Genomic DNA, 15,726 nt, shown 5'->3' with positions numbered 1-15,726 from the left:
AACCTTGAATTCAAATCGTGGAGCGATGTGTTAAGTTCATAAATATTTGAATTCCTTGAATCGCATGTCGCATTATACTGCTACTTTCATCAATAAGCTAAGAATAAATGAAACTCCTTGATAGATAAGGAGTTTTTTGTAGAATAACCAACTGTTAAACTTTGTAGGAGGAAAATAATGAATTCAATTCAATTGGTTCTGGATACAAAAGCCGAACTCGGTGAGGGACCTAGTTGGGATTCACGCAGGAAAGTGCTGTACTGGGTAGATAGTACAAGGCAAAAGCTACATTTGTATAATCCAGCAAAGCAGACACATACGGTCTTTGATACCGGGGAGTATATCGGCGCGGTTGTTCCGAGAAAATTGGGTGGTATTGTGATGACACTAAAACATGGGTTTTATGCCTACGATTTTAAAACAGGGAATATGACGTTTATTGGTGCTGCCGAGTTAGATAAGCCGAACAATCGATTCAATGACGGAAAATGTGACGCTGCTGGACGTTTATGGGCGGGTACTACGAGCCATGACTCGATACCGAATGTCGGGGCTCTTTACTGTCTAGATACTGATTGGAGTATCAAAAAGGTGTTGAAGAATGTCAGTGTTTCGAATGGTATCGCCTGGAGTCCAGACAATTCGAAGATGTACTATATCGATTCACCCACAAAGAAAGTGATGACTTACGACTATGATTTAGCAACCGGAACAATCAGAAATCCGCGGGTTGCCGTCTCAATTCCGAACAGCATGGTCCTCCCTGACGGCATGACATCGGATGAAGAAGGAATGATTTGGGTTGCGTTATGGAACGGTAGTGCTGTAACAAGGTGGAATCCGAAAACAGGAAAGCTTCTTGAAATCGTAAATGTGCCTGCAACACTTACGACTTCTTGCGTATTTGGCGGTGATGATTTGCGCGAACTCTATATTACCTCCGCGCGGATCGGTTTAGAAGAGAAAATATTGGCAAAGGAACCTTATGCTGGTGGATTATTTGCTGTCAATACCAGAGCAAGGGGCATTCCAACACATGCTTTTGGAGGTTAATCCTTATTAAACATTCTTAGAACTCATTAGATAAAAAATCTACATTATTCTTTAACTAAACCTAATTCTAGGATCTGTTAACGTTGAGTAAATCTGCATTTTCCTGAACTCTTTAAGTCGACAAATATTAAATCAAAAATAAATCCGATGCTTCCTTAACGTAAAGAAAGTCGACTTTTTTCATCCAGAAATTGTCTAAGCTTATACTTTCTACGTTTTTCTTCATATTGGGATCCCATGTATCACGAAACAACACAACTTTTAAAGTATTTGGTGAGATATTGCAGAGAAACAAAATTAAGTGTAGTAGTACAAACAAAATAGGGGCAATATACTAGTTTCTATCTTAGTTCGCAAGAGATTTTCTATCTATTGCTTCGGGTTGTTTTTCTAACCATTTGTTTTTGATCATGATGGAGAATGCTTTCCTTTCACCTGTATGATTGTGCTCAAATACCTTATTGTATGCTGTTATTTATCTGTTCAGAAGATGAAAGAACTCTTTCACTTAAACGTTTTTAATCAAGGTGGAGATAGTGGAATAATATTTTGTTCCAAGAAAAAATAGAATAAGCCTTACCCAAAAATTCAATTATAGACACTTTTGCTTTCCAATTGGAAATTAACTTCAACGCCCTTTAATGAATCACCAGTTATCGGATAGTTTTTTAAATGGTCGGGATTCACCCTATTATGAAAAAGTGAATTTTTTAGATTATATACGTCAACTTTCTTGTCAATGCCATTTTCATAAGTTGACCAAATTTCTTTTTCAATCTGTTTTGTTACCAATGCTTCAATTTTTTTTAATGAAAGTTGTTCTTCCAAATCTATCAATGTTCCTTTAACTTTAACTTTTATGTTAAAATGAACGTTTTCTCTGTTTATAGCCACATTGACCTTTGAAGAAGGCGCTGTTATTTGGACAGTCCCTTTTATTTTACCGTTATCAATAATATCCACGTTTGTATTTTTTGTTTCGGCTTGTGTCCATCTTAGACCAGATAGCTCTTCATACGATAACCATTCTTTATATTCTCCTTTACTCACCGGAAAGGCGCCATTTATCTTTTGCGTGATTTTGGGTTTTGAGGTTTCAAGCGGTTCCCTCCAGTCATTTTCGTCAATAGAAATAGAAGGAAGCAAAGCTGTTCCCCCTGGTTCTTTGTACTTAGAAATAAATTGATGAAAACGCATTGGTTTAATATACGAATATTGATTATAAGTATCCGTAGGTTTGAACAAAATCGTGTAAATTGGGGGCGTTTGAAAAAAACCAGTGGTGCTAAGGATTTTTTCGATAGGTTCTTTTGTTCCGAACATCCATGGCGTGTAACGAAATTCTCCGTATCTCTTCAAGGATTGTTCAACTTTTTCTATTCCATGTTGTAAAACAGACTCTGAATAGATAATGGCATTTAAATGTGCCCAGTTAATCTTTTGTTGTGAGGTTTGATATAAATTATTGACTGCATCGATTATCGTACGCCCTGACCCTTTGCCGATATATAAAGGTGTAAGCTGTGCGGGTTTTCCGGTCTCCTGTTTTGCAATAGTGCTAAAATCTAACATTTGGACATAAAGTATATATTTTTCATCTCTATAGTCAATTCCCATTATAGTAACAAAATTAAGTTCTTGAATTTCGTGAGCATCCCAGCAGCCAGTTAACGGTAAAAAAAATCCAATCATCAGTAATGTTTTTATTTGTTTCATCTTTTTTTGTCTCCTTGCCGGTCTGTATCGATGGTGTCAAGTATTTTTGGACGTTCATTCTGTTTAATAACTGGATATTTCACTATAGATTTGAGGAAGTCTTTTTTCACAAAAGGTGATACTGGACTTAAATATGGAACGCCAAACGACTCTAGCTTTGCAAGATAACCAAGGGTTAGAAAAACACTAACAAAAAAGCCAAACATTCCTAAAACGGATGAAAGAAAGATCGCAAAAAACCGTATAATTGAAACTGTGCCATAAAGTGCCTGATTTCCCAAAGTAAAAGTTGCAACGGCCGTAATGGAAGAAATAACAAGCATCGTTGGAGACGTTAAGCCTGCTTGAATGGCTGCATTACCTACAATTAAGCCGCCTACTACCGCTACAGTTTGTCCGACTGCTTTTGGCAATCGAATACCCGCCTCTCGAAATAGTTCGAATAACCCAAGCATTAATAAGATTTCTGCCGTTGTATTAAATGGCAGGCCTAGTCTAGAAGAGGCGATTGTAGCAAGTAGTGTAAATGGAATTTGTTCTACATTATATATAGATAAAGCAACCCAAAAAGCCGGTAAAAATATGGACAAAATAAGTCCGATAAGTCTAAGAAAAAGTTCAAACGTAGCATAATAGTATGGCGTATGTTCATCCTCTGAAGTACGAAGAAGTAGACCTAAATTACCTGGTGCCGCTAGCACATTAGGTACATTATCAATAAAAATAACAAATCTTCCTCTTATTAAAGCGCTGACAACACCATCTGGACGTGATACAGCATGCATTAATGGGAACAGAGAGTAAGGAGAATCACCGAGAAGCGCCAATAATTGGTTATCGCTGCTCACAATGTCAATATTAATATTATTCAAACGATTTGTAACCTCATTAATGACCTTTTGATTTTGGATATCTTTTATATAGGCCAATCGAATTTGTGTTTGACTCCTTTTTCCAAGAGTAAAGGATTTGGTTACAAGGCAATTTGATTTTAGTCGTTTCCGAACTAAAGCAACATTTGTGCTTAAATCTTCGACAAAAGCGTCTCTGGGGCCACGTACTGATACTTCAGTATGGGATTCCTCAGGTGAACGTTTGGGTGGTTTCGATGTATTAAAGAAATATATTGTTCTATCTATAAAAATTGCGGTAAAGCCATTAAAAATTTTCTCTGGAAGAATTTTATCAACATTCTCTTCATTCTTATACCAAGTCATACGTTCAGAACAATTTATATTTTCTACCCCCTTTAACCCGTTGTGGTAATATTTTTTTTGAATGACAGGAAGTATACTATCTATTAATAAATTATGTTCAATTAATCCATTACAGTATACGACAAGCATTTGTTCTTTTTTTTTATTGCTGAACAGATATTGTCTCTCGATAGACACGTCTGAAGAATGTCTGAATAGATTCGAAATATATTGTTCTTCGGCATACATATTATTTGGTCTCATTGGTAGATCTCCTATAATCCTTTGAAAATTTAACTAAAAATGCAATGAAGAGTGTGATAAAAACACCAAAAACATTACTTCCTATATAATAAAAACGTGATAAAAACGTGGAAAATGCTTCATTTGAAATTGGTGCTATGATCAATAATAGATAGATAAAACAAATAAATGCTTGAATATAAAATCGATGTTTTTTCTTTTTAATATCCAAGGCTTGAGTAATTAAAAATAAAATAATCGAAATACGGATAAAAGTACCGGATAACCATTGATAAATGGACAAAAAATCAAGGTGATTAAAATGCTCTCCTAGCCCTAAGATACGCCACTCAAAAAAAGCTGGATATCTAATTTTTCCTACTTCCTCTACTCCGAAAATGGCAATACTGCCAAGTAATGGAGCAACGGTAAAAATGGATAAAAATAAAGTAAGAAAAATGAGATGTTTGAACTTTAGCTCTTTTGTGACTTGATGTTGAAGCAGTATCAGAAGTATTAGTTCAATTAACGCCCCAAGTACAAAAAGGGATCCATTAAATACCTCGTGCCATCCATTCTCTATAAGTACGGGAGAAACATTTTTATAGTTTTTATCAGGAATTGTACCAATTGAGACAAAAATATATAAGGCAATAACTAACGGAAGTAGGACACCTGCACATATCGCAATAACCTTTAGTTTCCCAAATGAAATGTAAAAAGAGGCAGCTAAAATGAACAGAGCAATCACAATAGCGGGGGTATTCAACAAGTATGTTTCGTTTGTCCAAATAACGATTTCTTTCAACGTAATCCAGCCCGTTATAACGAGAAAAAGAACCATCAAAATAGCAATGAAACGACTAAGAAAATGAGAATATGTAGATGATAACCATTCAAATAGAGAAACAGATTGAAATTGTCTAGTAACATACAGTAGTAGCAGGGAAAAGGCTAAGATTAATACATAACCAATAATAACGCTGATCCATGCATCACGACCTGCAGCATCAATTAATAGTGGCATGATAATGACATGATTGTTTAATCCCGTACTTAATAGAAAAATTGCAAATAGCTGAGAAATATTGACCTTGGTCATCTGTCACTTTGAACGGTATTTTGCGCATATTTTAAATACTATTTTGCACGAGATGAAATATAAAAATCTATCTTCATGTAAAAGATAGATTTTTATAATTACTTGATTCCGATAACTAAACTGTCTCGTGCAGCTTCAACAACTTCTGTTGTAATGGTTTCAAGATTATTAATTTCAAGTATCCTTTCAATCTGGGTGAAGAGTCTTTGTATAAGCCTGAAGTTTCCTCCAGTAATCTTAATAATACTAGTTATTGCTTCGTAATCAGAAAAATCTTCAAGTTTTATAGAAAGTCCTAACTCTTCCCATTTATACTCCAAAATATGATGAGCTTCATCTTTACTGAGTTTATCAAACTCATGGGCAAATCCAATTCTGGAATAAAGTTGAGGATATCGAGCTAATCTTTTCTCAATTCCAGGCATTCCGATCAATATCATTGCTAAGTCATTTCGATCATATAAATCCCTTAGTTGTTCCAAATTTTGCACTTTTAATCGATCTATTTCGTCAACAATTATAAGATCAATATCTTCATAAGTATCAGTAGAATATTCTTCTTCCCCTCCGTTATTTACCTTATAAATAGCTTTAGTCATACCCATTTTACCACCAATAATACTAATTTCGTCAGTCATTTTAGTAGCACGTATTGCTGGCGCTGTATAAAAAATTGTTCTAGCTTTAAGAATCCTTTCATCTGTATCTAAACCAATTTTTTTCTTATATTTATAATCTATTTGTTTTTCGATATAATCCCAGTTTGAATAATATCTTGAGGATAACGTTTTTCCTACTCCCGGTAGTCCGTAACAAATTCCTATATATTTATATTTGATACAAGCATCACAAAACTCTGCAAATCTTTTATACTCTTTTGTTTCAATAAACTTCTGTGATTTATTCATTGAAATACCTCTTGAGTTTTGACTTTTTAGAATCAGATTTATTCGACTTGTTCTCCAAATCTTTTTGCTGTGATAAAGCAATTTCTTCTGCAACAGTTCTTCTGGTATCAATTTGCTTATTGAGATTTTTACGCACCTTATTTCGTGCGGAAACAATATCTTTTAAATCTACTTGGTAATCAGATATCTCAGGGGAAATAGCAGTACATAAGTATTTGTCTTGATAGAACACTCGAATCTCTGCAATATCCCTTGGATCATAACGAATAATGACTGTTTCACCAATATATGCAGCTAGATTTGTATCTATATACCTTAAACCTTGGAAGTGAATACCATCCGAATGAACCTTCCTCGGTTTTGCTACATTTAACAATAATAAATCTAGGCTTTCCAAACTATCTGGCATATTGGGGAGGAATCCAGAATTATTCCAAGCTTTGATGGGTTCTTTTTTTGTTGTACCGTGAACCCTATGATGATAATTATATATAATGAAATTTGATAATTTATCATCAAGTTCTTTAAGAGTAAGAAGAGCAGGGCTGTGCTGATTTCCAATATATCCAGGTAAATCTTGTAGAAACAACTGATTAATAGTTAAAAAGAATCTTTCAATTTTCCCACGCCCTCTTGGAACTCCTACTGTAGAAAAAACAAGATTAATTTTTAAATCAATTGCTACTTGTTCCAAATGATTGGAGGTAAAGTCACTTCCATGATCTGTATAAAACTTTTCAGGGATACCACATATTTGCCAATCGGGGTTTCTTTTTCTCCATATTGCTTGGTGCAAAACTAAAGATGTTTGTATAGCAGACGGGTCTTGAAAAGTTAAAAAATATCCAGCAACTGCTCGACTATAGTCATCTAAAATAATTGTTAGCCAAGGTCTTTCCGGTTTTCCCTTTTCATTTAAAACAATTATATCTAATGGGGTATGATCAGCTTGCCAAATTTGATTAGGATAACTAGCCTCTCGTCGGTGAATTAAATCATAAGTGTTTTGATATTCTTTTTTTCCTTCATAAGCTAGTTTTTTTAGTCCTTGTGATAAAGACTTTGAAATAGCATAAACCTGATAGTAACTGGGTTGCTTCCAATTATTCTTTTTGCATGTCTCACAAATCTTCCTATGAATAGAAGTGACTGAATTTCTTTTGTGACTAAGTATTAAATTCTTAATCTCTTCTTGTACTTCATTTTCCACTTTAAATATTCCAGAATCTGTTCGACTCTTTCGAATCAATCCAATTAATCCAAATTGCTGATACTTACTAACCCAATAGTGAAGTGTACGTTTTGAAACACCAGATTCCTCAGCAATAGCTTTCAAGTTTTTCTCACGGTTAATATATGGCTCAATTAACCTGTATTTTTCCATAGCTATTTGTCTCTGCTCTTCTGAATACGAAGTCAATGATGGAAGTTCTTTTCCCATATAGAAACAGCTCCTTTTAATTAATGAAGCTAATGCTATTAGTTCCTCTAATTGTTGTCATTGTTTAAATATCGATATAGAGTGGCTCTACTTATACCAGTCATTTCTACAATTTCTTTAACGCTGTATTCTCTAGTATTATAAAGATTAATGGCTTTTGTAATATCTTTAGTTCCTACTTTTGGTCGTCCTCCTTTTCTTCCTCTTGCTCTAGCACTTTTTAGCCCCTCTTTAGTTCGTTCAACAATCAAATCTCGTTCGAACTGGCTAAAAGCTTGAAAAACAGTCATCATTAACCTCCCTTGCGGGGTGGTAGCATCAAAATTTTCTTTCACACTGATTAATTTTACATTTTTCTCTTCAAAGTAATTAACTAGATCGATTAAGTCTTTTGTGCTTCTACCTAATCTTGAAAAACTTTCTACTACAACAATATCCCCAGGTCTCAATTTGTCTTTTAGACGATTTAGCTCTGGTCGGTTTGATTTTGTTCCTGTCATTTTTTCTGTAAGAATTTCATTACAATTATATTTTTCTAATAAATCTAATTGCCGTGCTAAATCTTGCTGACGAGTACTTACTCGAGCATAACCATAAATGTACTGACTCATAAAAAAATACCACCTTTTCAATATAATTATATCATAAAGGGTGGTATATGAAACATAGATTTTGAGCAATCTTTAAAGACAATATTTCTTATGGCTTTAAGCTATTTAATATTCATAGTAAAAACGTCTCAAAAACATTCGTTTTTGAAATGTAGGTCTCTCCAAAAAATATCATTATATAATATTTGTTTAAAATCGGAGAATGCGAATAGTCTTAAGTAATTTAGCCAATATAATATTATAAATAGATTTTATAGGGAGTTTTTTGATGACAAAAATCAACATCATACAGCTTTTTGCGATTTTTTTATTAAGTATGGGGTTAACTAATCATGTCATTGTTATCCCATTTTTAATTAATGCTGCAGGTCGTGATGCATGGATAAGTGTAATTATTGGTTATATATTTACCCTTTTGTTCTCCTTATTATTATTGTATGTTACAAGGAAATTTCAATCAGTATCTATTTTTGAATGGATATCATCTACATATTCCAGACTGCTTAGTCGAACAATTGCTTTTTTATTGTTCATTTATTTGTCTATTACTGGTTTTATTACTTTAAAAGAAACGGTATTGTGGATAAATGAAACTTTTTTGTTTAATACACCCGTAGTAGTGGTATCTTTATTCATTCTAACTGCATCCATTTATATTTCATACGGGAAGATAAATGTAATTGCCATTTGCGCAGGTGTTGTACTTCCATTAGTTATTATATTGGGTTTGTTTGTCGCAATTGGTACCACTCCTGATAAAAACTATACACTTATTACACCTGTATTAGTGGAGAATGGGTGGAAGGAAGTGTTTCATGGTTCGCTTTTTGCATTTGGTTCAGCCATTGAAATAATTTTACTGATATTTTTACAGCATCACGTCGATAGGAAACTGAAGTTTTTACACATTTTACTTCTCATCACTTTTTTATCCATTCTAACTGTCGGACCACTACTTGGCAGTATCTCAACTTTTGGAGTAGAGGAAGCAGGGAAATTGAGATATCCTGCCTTTTTTCAGTGGCGTATCTTAGGGATAGGTAATTATTTCAATCATCTCGATTTTTTTTCCATTTATCAATGGTTATCTGGTGCTTTTATCCATATAAGCATGATTTTATATATGATTACATTGCCCTTTGACATTAAGAAGAAAAAACAGCGTTTTTATATTCAAGCCTTTATTTGTGTTATCTATCTAATTGTCATTACATTACCTATTTCAAATGAAGAATTCTTCACCTTTTTATCACGATTTTATTACATTGGAAGTATCTTTTTTGGTGTTTTTATCACAGTTTTTATTGCCTTTTTAATTAAAACTTCAACGAACAGGGTGTCTACAAATGAAAAGGGATAATTATCAAATAGATGAACGGTATATTAAGAATCTTTTCCGACATTCAACAGATGTATCGGTTGAGAAACAACACCTATATGGAAATAATAATAAGGAACAAATACTTATTATTTACTGCAATGGGTTAATTGAACATAAATTATTAATAAATAGTATACTTCCAGACATTCAAAACAAATATTACCGTGATGGATTAAAAGGTGTTGATAATATAAATTGTTCCGAACGCATTACATTGCGTAAGCATGAAATAAATGTTGATAATACGCTTCAAGAAAAAGTTTTCAATGGCTATACAGCAATACTGATTACTGAAACTTTATATTTCTTTAATACATCCAGTCCACCAAAACGATCACCAGAGGAATCTCATACCGAGGTATCTTTGCGTGGTCCAAGAGACGCTTTTGTTGAAGATTTAAGTACAAACATTGCTTTAGTGCGAAAACGGCTTAAATCGAATTCTTTTGTAACAAAGTCTTTTACCCTTGGTAAAAGAAGTCAAACGCAAGTTCGATTAGTATACATAACGGATATACAAAATAAAAAAGTAATTAAGGAAGTTACACATCGTTTAAAAAATATAGATATAGATATTGTAAACAGCGACAACCAATTACTAGCACTCCTTGGTGGTTCTAATTACTCTCTTTTTCCATTAATGCGATCTGTCTCTCGACCAGATGGTGTTGTCAGTAGTCTAGTTAGAGGCAGATTTGCTATTTTTATTGATAATGTTCCTAATGTTTTAGTTGCACCAGCAAATTTAGGAGTGATTCTCCATACTGCAGAGGATGAACATACACCTTATTTCTATGCTTCTTTTGAGCTTTTACTTAGACTTTTGGGGTTGATGTTGTCCTTATTTTTACCAGCTTTTTGGGTATCGTTATCTGCATTTAATGTAGACCAAATTCCACTTCCGTTACTTGCAACAATATCATCTTCTAGACTAGGTATACCTTTTAATACAGTAGTTGAAGTAATATTAATGATTAGTTTATTCGAATTATTTCGCGAGGCTGGTGTCAGATTGCCAAAAGCGGTGGGGCAAACTGTAGCAGTTGTAGGTGGATTAATCATAGGTGATGCAGCAATTAGAGCAGGTTTAACGTCTCCAACTATGTTGGTTATTACTGCAATTACAGTTATATCAACCTTTACACTAGGTAGTCAGGTTCTTTATGGTACAGTTTCAATCATACGACTCTTTTCAATTCTTCTTTCTTCTGTTCTAGGAATGTTTGGTTTTTTTATTAGTATCTATTTAACACTTGGCTATCTTGCTAAGCTAGAATCTTTTGGTATTCCTTATCTAAGTCCAGTCTCACCATATGTAAAAAACGATTTCTCTAAATCTTTACTGAAATATCCTGTTGACCAACAAAATGAACGCGCAAGAATCCTTGACACAAATGATACTGACCGTCAGGGAGATGAAAAAAAATGAAACAATTAATCGTCCTGCTGATGATAGCATTCGTATTATTGATTTTAACAGGATGCTGGGATGAACACGAAATTGGTGAAGTGAATTACGTCACAACAATAGGAATTGACTATAAAGATGAAAAATATATAATGTATGTTCAATTACTTGATTTTTCCAATGTAGCTAAAACGGAAGGTGGCAAATCGGGACAACCCGTGCCATTATATATAGGCACTGGTTCAGGTCGTACTATTAATGATGCTATCTTCGATTTATATCGAACATCCCAACAAACTATGAACTGGTCACATATAGGAGCAATTATCTATTCAGAGTCTGTTTTGGAAAAAGGTATAAAAAAAGTGGAGGAATCCTTAAAGAAAAATGGAGAATTTCGTTATACACCATGGATGTTCGGAACAAAAGAGTCAATTGAAAAAATACTTAGCTCAACTGGCTTTTATCAACTGCCACCATTATACACGATCTTGTATAAGCCAACAGATACATATTATCAATATTCTTATATAAAACCGATGCGTTTGCATAAATTTATTTCGATTTATAATGAACCAGGAGGAACAGCTTTGCTGCCTTCTATTTCTATTAACGAAACAGATTGGAAGGAATCTGTTACAGAACCAAAAACTAAAAGCACCTTAAAAATAAATGGTGCTTTTCCTGTAAGTGAAGGAAAGTATAAAGAATGGTTGTCATATGAAGAGCTTACTGGTCTCAGATGGACGCAAAAAAACATTAAAAATACACCAGTAGATATTATTGAAGATAATAAAATTAAGGGTGTTGTAAGAATAACGTCACCTTCTGTAAAAATAAATGTAGTTAGGGATGGAGAAAAATTCCATTTCAACATACATGTTGATGCAAAAGGAACATTAACAGATTTGGAAGAACACCTTTCCTCAAAAAAAATAGAAGAATTGGTAACAAAACAGATTGAAGCAGAAATAAGGTCCACTTATCAAAATGGAATTGATAAGGAAATTGACGTATATAGTCTAAAAAATATACTTTTCCATGATAGGGTTAAACCACAACAATTAAAAGATTATACATTATCTGCTAATTCTATAAAAAATGTTACAGTAAATTTTCTCTTAGAAAACAGGGGTTTATATGATTGAAACTGGAGTTAGATAAACTTAGTTGCTAATTCAAATAATTTATTTATAAATATTTAAAACAGTAAGACAAGGAGAATAAATTACTAAACAATGAAAAAGATTAAAATAAAAATGTCTGAGAGGTTAATTCAAAACTTTTGTTAAAACCGTTTTAATTTATCTATTCTCCTTCATAATATCCATGAAGGGAAATATTACTCCGAGTTACAATTGTTTAGTAGTCATATTGAGAAACTAAAGGAAGAAATGCTTCTATGTGAAAATCCTGAACTTTAAAGAATTATTAAGGAGAAAATCACCTTTATAAACAACATAATTAAACATTTAGATAGAGAAACAATATAAAAAATCTCTCTTATCTTGGACTGCCCCTCAATAACAAATGGGGGTGCTTTTTTATGCCAAAATCCTCTCTCACATATTCTGGAATATTTTCCACATACTAAGACTACTAGTTCATTACATAGTGGAGGTTCATATGTGGAAAAGGAAACAGGATAACAAGAAAAAAAACATTCCAAGGGGACATCCACTTTTTCCATGAAATTGGAACAACTAAGGGATTTATATGATCGAAATGACTTAGCAATGATATTGATCGGAATGCCTGGAATTGAGAAAAGATTAGCTCGATATCCTCAACTTTATTCCAGAATTGGATTTGCCCATGAGTTTGATAAACTCAGTAAAGATGAAGCTCATCATATTTTGGAGTATAAATGGGAAGAGTTAGGACTTTCTATAAAACTTGAAGATTTTTCTGATTACGAAGCAATAACTAGTATTATTAAGATTACTGGAGGAAACTTCAGGCTTATACAAAGACTCTTCACCCAGATTGAAAGGATACTTGAAATTAATAATCTTGAAACCATTACAACAGAAGTTGTTGAAGCTGCACGAGACAGTTTAGTTATCGGAATCAAGTAATTATTAAAATCTATCTTTTACATGAAGATAGATTTTTATATTTCATCTCGTGCAAAATAGTATTTAAAATATGCGCAAAATACCGTTCAAAGTGACATAACCATTATTTTATCAGTCTACTACACTTGTATCAATAGAGTACACTCTATTGATATATAATTAAACTAAATAACTGAATAATTACAGAAATGAGATGATACTGTATGAAAATTGCGAGAGGTAGAGAATTGCTTACATCGGAACAGCGACAGGCTCTTATGCAAATTCTTGAAGATGAGTGGGTGCTAGGAACTTACTACACTTTTTCCAGACGAGATTTAGAAATCATAAATAAGCGAAGGAGAGAAGAAAACCGTTTAGGGTTTGCCGTTCAATTAGCTGTTCTTCGGTATCCCAGTTGGCCATACACTCATATCAAAAACATCCCGGATTCAGTCATACATTATATATCGAAACAAATCGGTGCCACTCCATCTTCGATTAGTCTTTATCCTCAAAGAGAAAATACACTTTGGGATCATTTGAAGGAAATTCGAAGTGAATACGACTTTGTAACTTTTACTCTAAGAGAATATCGCATAGCATTTAAGCATCTTCATCAATTAGCTTTGGAAAATGGCGATGCTATGCATCTACTACATGAATGTATAGATTTTCTACGAAAAAACAAAATCATACTGCCTGCTATCACTACAATAGAGAGAATGGTGTGGGAAGCAAGGGAAATGGCTGAAAAGAAGCTATTTAATACGGTTGGTCAATCTCTTACAAATGAGCAAAAGGAAAAGCTTGAGAAAATTATCACTACGTCGGAATCCAATAAAACGATATTAGGGTGGTTAAAGGAACCACCGGGTCATCCTTCACCCGAAACTTTTCTAAAAGTAATAGAGCGACTCGAATACATACGAAGCATGAAATTAGAAACGGTAAAAATTAGTCATTTGCATCGCAATCGCCTATTACGGCTGTCTCGATTAGGTTCAAGATATGATCCTTATGCATTCCGTGACTTTCAAGAAAATAAACGTTATTCGATATTAACCGTCTATTTATTACAACTTACTCAGGAGTTAACAGATAAAGCTTTTGAAATTCATGACAGACAAATACTCAGTCTGTTATCAAAAGGACGTAAGGCTCAAGAAGAAATTCAGAAACAAAACGGTAAAAAGCTGAATGAGAAGGTTATACACTTTACGAACATTGGACAAGCTTTAATCAAAGCAAAAGAGGAAAAATTAGACGTCTTTGAAGTTTTAGAATCCGTTATTGAATGGAATTCTTTTGTTTCTTCGGTGGAAGAGGCTCAGGATCTTGCACGTCCTGCCGACTATGATTATTTGGACTTACTGCAAAAACGGTTTTACTCACTTAGAAAATATACGCCAACGCTATTAAGGGTATTGGAATTTCATTCTACAAAGGCAAATGAGCCACTTTTACAAGCTGTAGAGATTATCCGAGGAATGAACGAATCCGGAAAGCGAAAAGTACCTGATGACTCACCTGTGGATTTTATTTCAAAACGTTGGAAAAAGCATTTATACGAGGATAATGGTACAACAATCAATCGACATTACTATGAAATGGCTGTTTTAACAGAACTTCGGGAACATGTTCGGGCAGGAGATGTTTCCATTGTTGGTAGCAGACAATATAGGGATTTTGAGGAATATTTGTTTTCAGAAGATACATGGAATCAAACGAAAGAGAATACGAGATTATCAGTTAGTTTATCATTCGAAGATTATATAACGGAGAGAACCAGCAGCCTTAATGAAAGGTTAAAGTGGTTAGCTGCCAATTCCAACAAGTTAGACGGAGTTTCTCTTGAAAAAGGAAAGCTGTCAATTGCACGCTTAGAAAAAGATGTTCCAGAAGAAGCAAAGAAATTTAGTGCAAGCCTGTATCAGATGCTACCAAGGATAAATTTAACCGATTTACTCATGGATGTTGCCCATATAACAGGATTTCACGAGCAATTCACCCATGCTTCCAATAACCGAAAGCCAGATAGAGAAGAAACGATTATTATTATGGCTGCCCTTTTAGGAATGGGAATGAATATTGGATTGAGTAAGATGGCTGAAGCAACACCCGGACTTACATATAAGCAATTAGCCAATGTATCTCAGTGGCGCATGTATGAAGATGCGATGAATAAAGCCCAAGCCGTATTAGTAAATTTTCATCACAAATTACAATTGTCCTCCTATTGGGGAGACGGTACAACATCCTCATCAGATGGTATGAGAATGCAGCTAGGTGTTTCATCACTACATGCAGATGCAAACCCACATTACGGAACTGGAAAAGGAGCAACCATCTATCGATTTACGAGTGATCAATTCTCTTCTTACTACACAAAGATTATCCATACTAACTCAAGGGATGCAATTCATGTTTTGGATGGTTTGTTGCACCATGAGACGGATCTAAACATAGAAGAGCATTATACAGATACGGCCGGTTATCAATACCTTTTTGTAAAAAAATTAAAATTATTATGTGTTCTTTCATTGTAGACATGTACTTAACGAAAGATTTAAAAATGACTAACGATTTAAAGTCGTTAGCCATTATCTT

At 33.8% G+C, this 15,726-nt stretch carries 9 protein-coding genes and 3 pseudogenes; 6 read left to right on the top strand and 6 right to left on the bottom strand.

The annotated features are described in order from the left end of the window. The first annotated feature begins 177 nt into the window (after positions 1 to 177). A complete protein-coding gene (locus tag DZB84_RS13680; protein WP_116352830.1) occupies positions 178 to 1,053 on the top strand; it encodes an SMP-30/gluconolactonase/LRE family protein in 876 nt (291 codons plus the stop codon). A gap of 588 nt (positions 1,054 to 1,641) precedes the next feature. On the opposite strand, the gene DZB84_RS13675 is transcribed toward DZB84_RS13680, so the two are convergent. The 6 genes and pseudogenes from DZB84_RS13675 to DZB84_RS13650 all read right to left on the bottom strand — a co-directional run. Then, positions 1,642 to 2,769, bottom strand: a complete 1,128-nt coding sequence (locus DZB84_RS13675) for a Ger(x)C family spore germination protein (RefSeq protein ID WP_116352829.1) — start codon at positions 2,767 to 2,769, stop codon at positions 1,642 to 1,644. After that, entirely contained in the window at positions 2,766 to 4,229 is a 1,464-nt protein-coding gene (locus DZB84_RS13670; protein ID WP_116352828.1) for a spore germination protein, read from the bottom strand. Before DZB84_RS13670 ends, DZB84_RS13675 begins: the two co-directional genes overlap by 4 nt. Next, positions 4,216 to 5,310, bottom strand: a complete 1,095-nt coding sequence (locus tag DZB84_RS13665; protein ID WP_116352827.1) for an endospore germination permease — start codon at positions 5,308 to 5,310, stop codon at positions 4,216 to 4,218. Before DZB84_RS13665 ends, DZB84_RS13670 begins: the two co-directional genes overlap by 14 nt. Before the next feature lie 98 nt (positions 5,311 to 5,408). Then, positions 5,409 to 6,218: an AAA family ATPase gene (locus DZB84_RS13660; RefSeq protein WP_035197641.1), complete on the bottom strand. Its 810-nt coding sequence runs from the start codon at positions 6,216 to 6,218 to the stop codon at positions 5,409 to 5,411. Beyond that, positions 6,211 to 7,659, bottom strand: coding sequence for a Mu transposase C-terminal domain-containing protein (locus DZB84_RS13655; RefSeq protein WP_035197639.1), 1,449 nt, complete (start codon positions 7,657 to 7,659; stop codon positions 6,211 to 6,213). Before DZB84_RS13655 ends, DZB84_RS13660 begins: the two co-directional genes overlap by 8 nt. 65 nt (positions 7,660 to 7,724) lie before the next feature. Beyond that, a pseudogene (locus DZB84_RS13650) lies at positions 7,725 to 8,270 on the bottom strand (recombinase family protein); the annotation flags it as partial. Between the two features lie 268 nt (positions 8,271 to 8,538). Between DZB84_RS13650 and DZB84_RS13645 the strand changes: the two are divergent. The 5 genes and pseudogenes from DZB84_RS13645 to DZB84_RS13625 all read left to right on the top strand — a co-directional run. Continuing rightward, positions 8,539 to 9,630, top strand: a complete 1,092-nt coding sequence (locus DZB84_RS13645) for a GerAB/ArcD/ProY family transporter (protein ID WP_116352826.1) — start codon at positions 8,539 to 8,541, stop codon at positions 9,628 to 9,630. Continuing rightward, positions 9,617 to 11,080, top strand: a complete 1,464-nt coding sequence (locus tag DZB84_RS13640) for a spore germination protein (protein WP_051678310.1) — start codon at positions 9,617 to 9,619, stop codon at positions 11,078 to 11,080. The genes DZB84_RS13645 and DZB84_RS13640 overlap by 14 nt, the downstream gene beginning before the upstream one ends. Further along, positions 11,077 to 12,207, top strand: a complete 1,131-nt coding sequence (locus tag DZB84_RS13635) for a Ger(x)C family spore germination protein (RefSeq protein WP_116352825.1) — start codon at positions 11,077 to 11,079, stop codon at positions 12,205 to 12,207. The genes DZB84_RS13640 and DZB84_RS13635 overlap by 4 nt, the downstream gene beginning before the upstream one ends. 546 nt (positions 12,208 to 12,753) lie before the next feature. Beyond that, positions 12,754 to 13,137, top strand: a pseudogene (locus tag DZB84_RS13630) (TniB family NTP-binding protein); the annotation flags it as partial. 203 nt (positions 13,138 to 13,340) lie between these two features. Next, a pseudogene (locus DZB84_RS13625) lies at positions 13,341 to 15,614 on the top strand (Tn3 family transposase); the annotation flags it as partial. Positions 15,615 to 15,726 lie beyond the last annotated feature (112 nt).

Origin of the sequence: Bacillus sp. HNG, from assembly GCF_003400205.1 — a bacterium.
Lineage (GTDB): Bacteria > Bacillota > Bacilli > Bacillales > Bacillaceae_L > Ferdinandcohnia.
This window is presented reverse-complemented; position numbering and strand designations above follow the sequence as displayed.

What these genes read in the sequence shown, in the direction of transcription:
- DZB84_RS13680 (WP_116352830.1), top strand. Translation starts at nt 178, where the DNA reads ATGAATTCAATTCAATTGGTTCTGGATACAAAAGCCGAACTCGGTGAG.
- DZB84_RS13675 (WP_116352829.1), bottom strand. Translation starts at nt 2,769, where the DNA reads ATGAAACAAATAAAAACATTACTGATGATTGGATTTTTTTTACCGTTA.
- DZB84_RS13670 (WP_116352828.1), bottom strand. Translation starts at nt 4,229, where the DNA reads ATGAGACCAAATAATATGTATGCCGAAGAACAATATATTTCGAATCTA.
- DZB84_RS13665 (WP_116352827.1), bottom strand. Translation starts at nt 5,310, where the DNA reads ATGACCAAGGTCAATATTTCTCAGCTATTTGCAATTTTTCTATTAAGT.
- DZB84_RS13660 (WP_035197641.1), bottom strand. Translation starts at nt 6,218, where the DNA reads ATGAATAAATCACAGAAGTTTATTGAAACAAAAGAGTATAAAAGATTT.
- DZB84_RS13655 (WP_035197639.1), bottom strand. Translation starts at nt 7,659, where the DNA reads ATGGGAAAAGAACTTCCATCATTGACTTCGTATTCAGAAGAGCAGAGA.
- DZB84_RS13645 (WP_116352826.1), top strand. Translation starts at nt 8,539, where the DNA reads ATGACAAAAATCAACATCATACAGCTTTTTGCGATTTTTTTATTAAGT.
- DZB84_RS13640 (WP_051678310.1), top strand. Translation starts at nt 9,617, where the DNA reads ATGAAAAGGGATAATTATCAAATAGATGAACGGTATATTAAGAATCTT.
- DZB84_RS13635 (WP_116352825.1), top strand. Translation starts at nt 11,077, where the DNA reads ATGAAACAATTAATCGTCCTGCTGATGATAGCATTCGTATTATTGATT.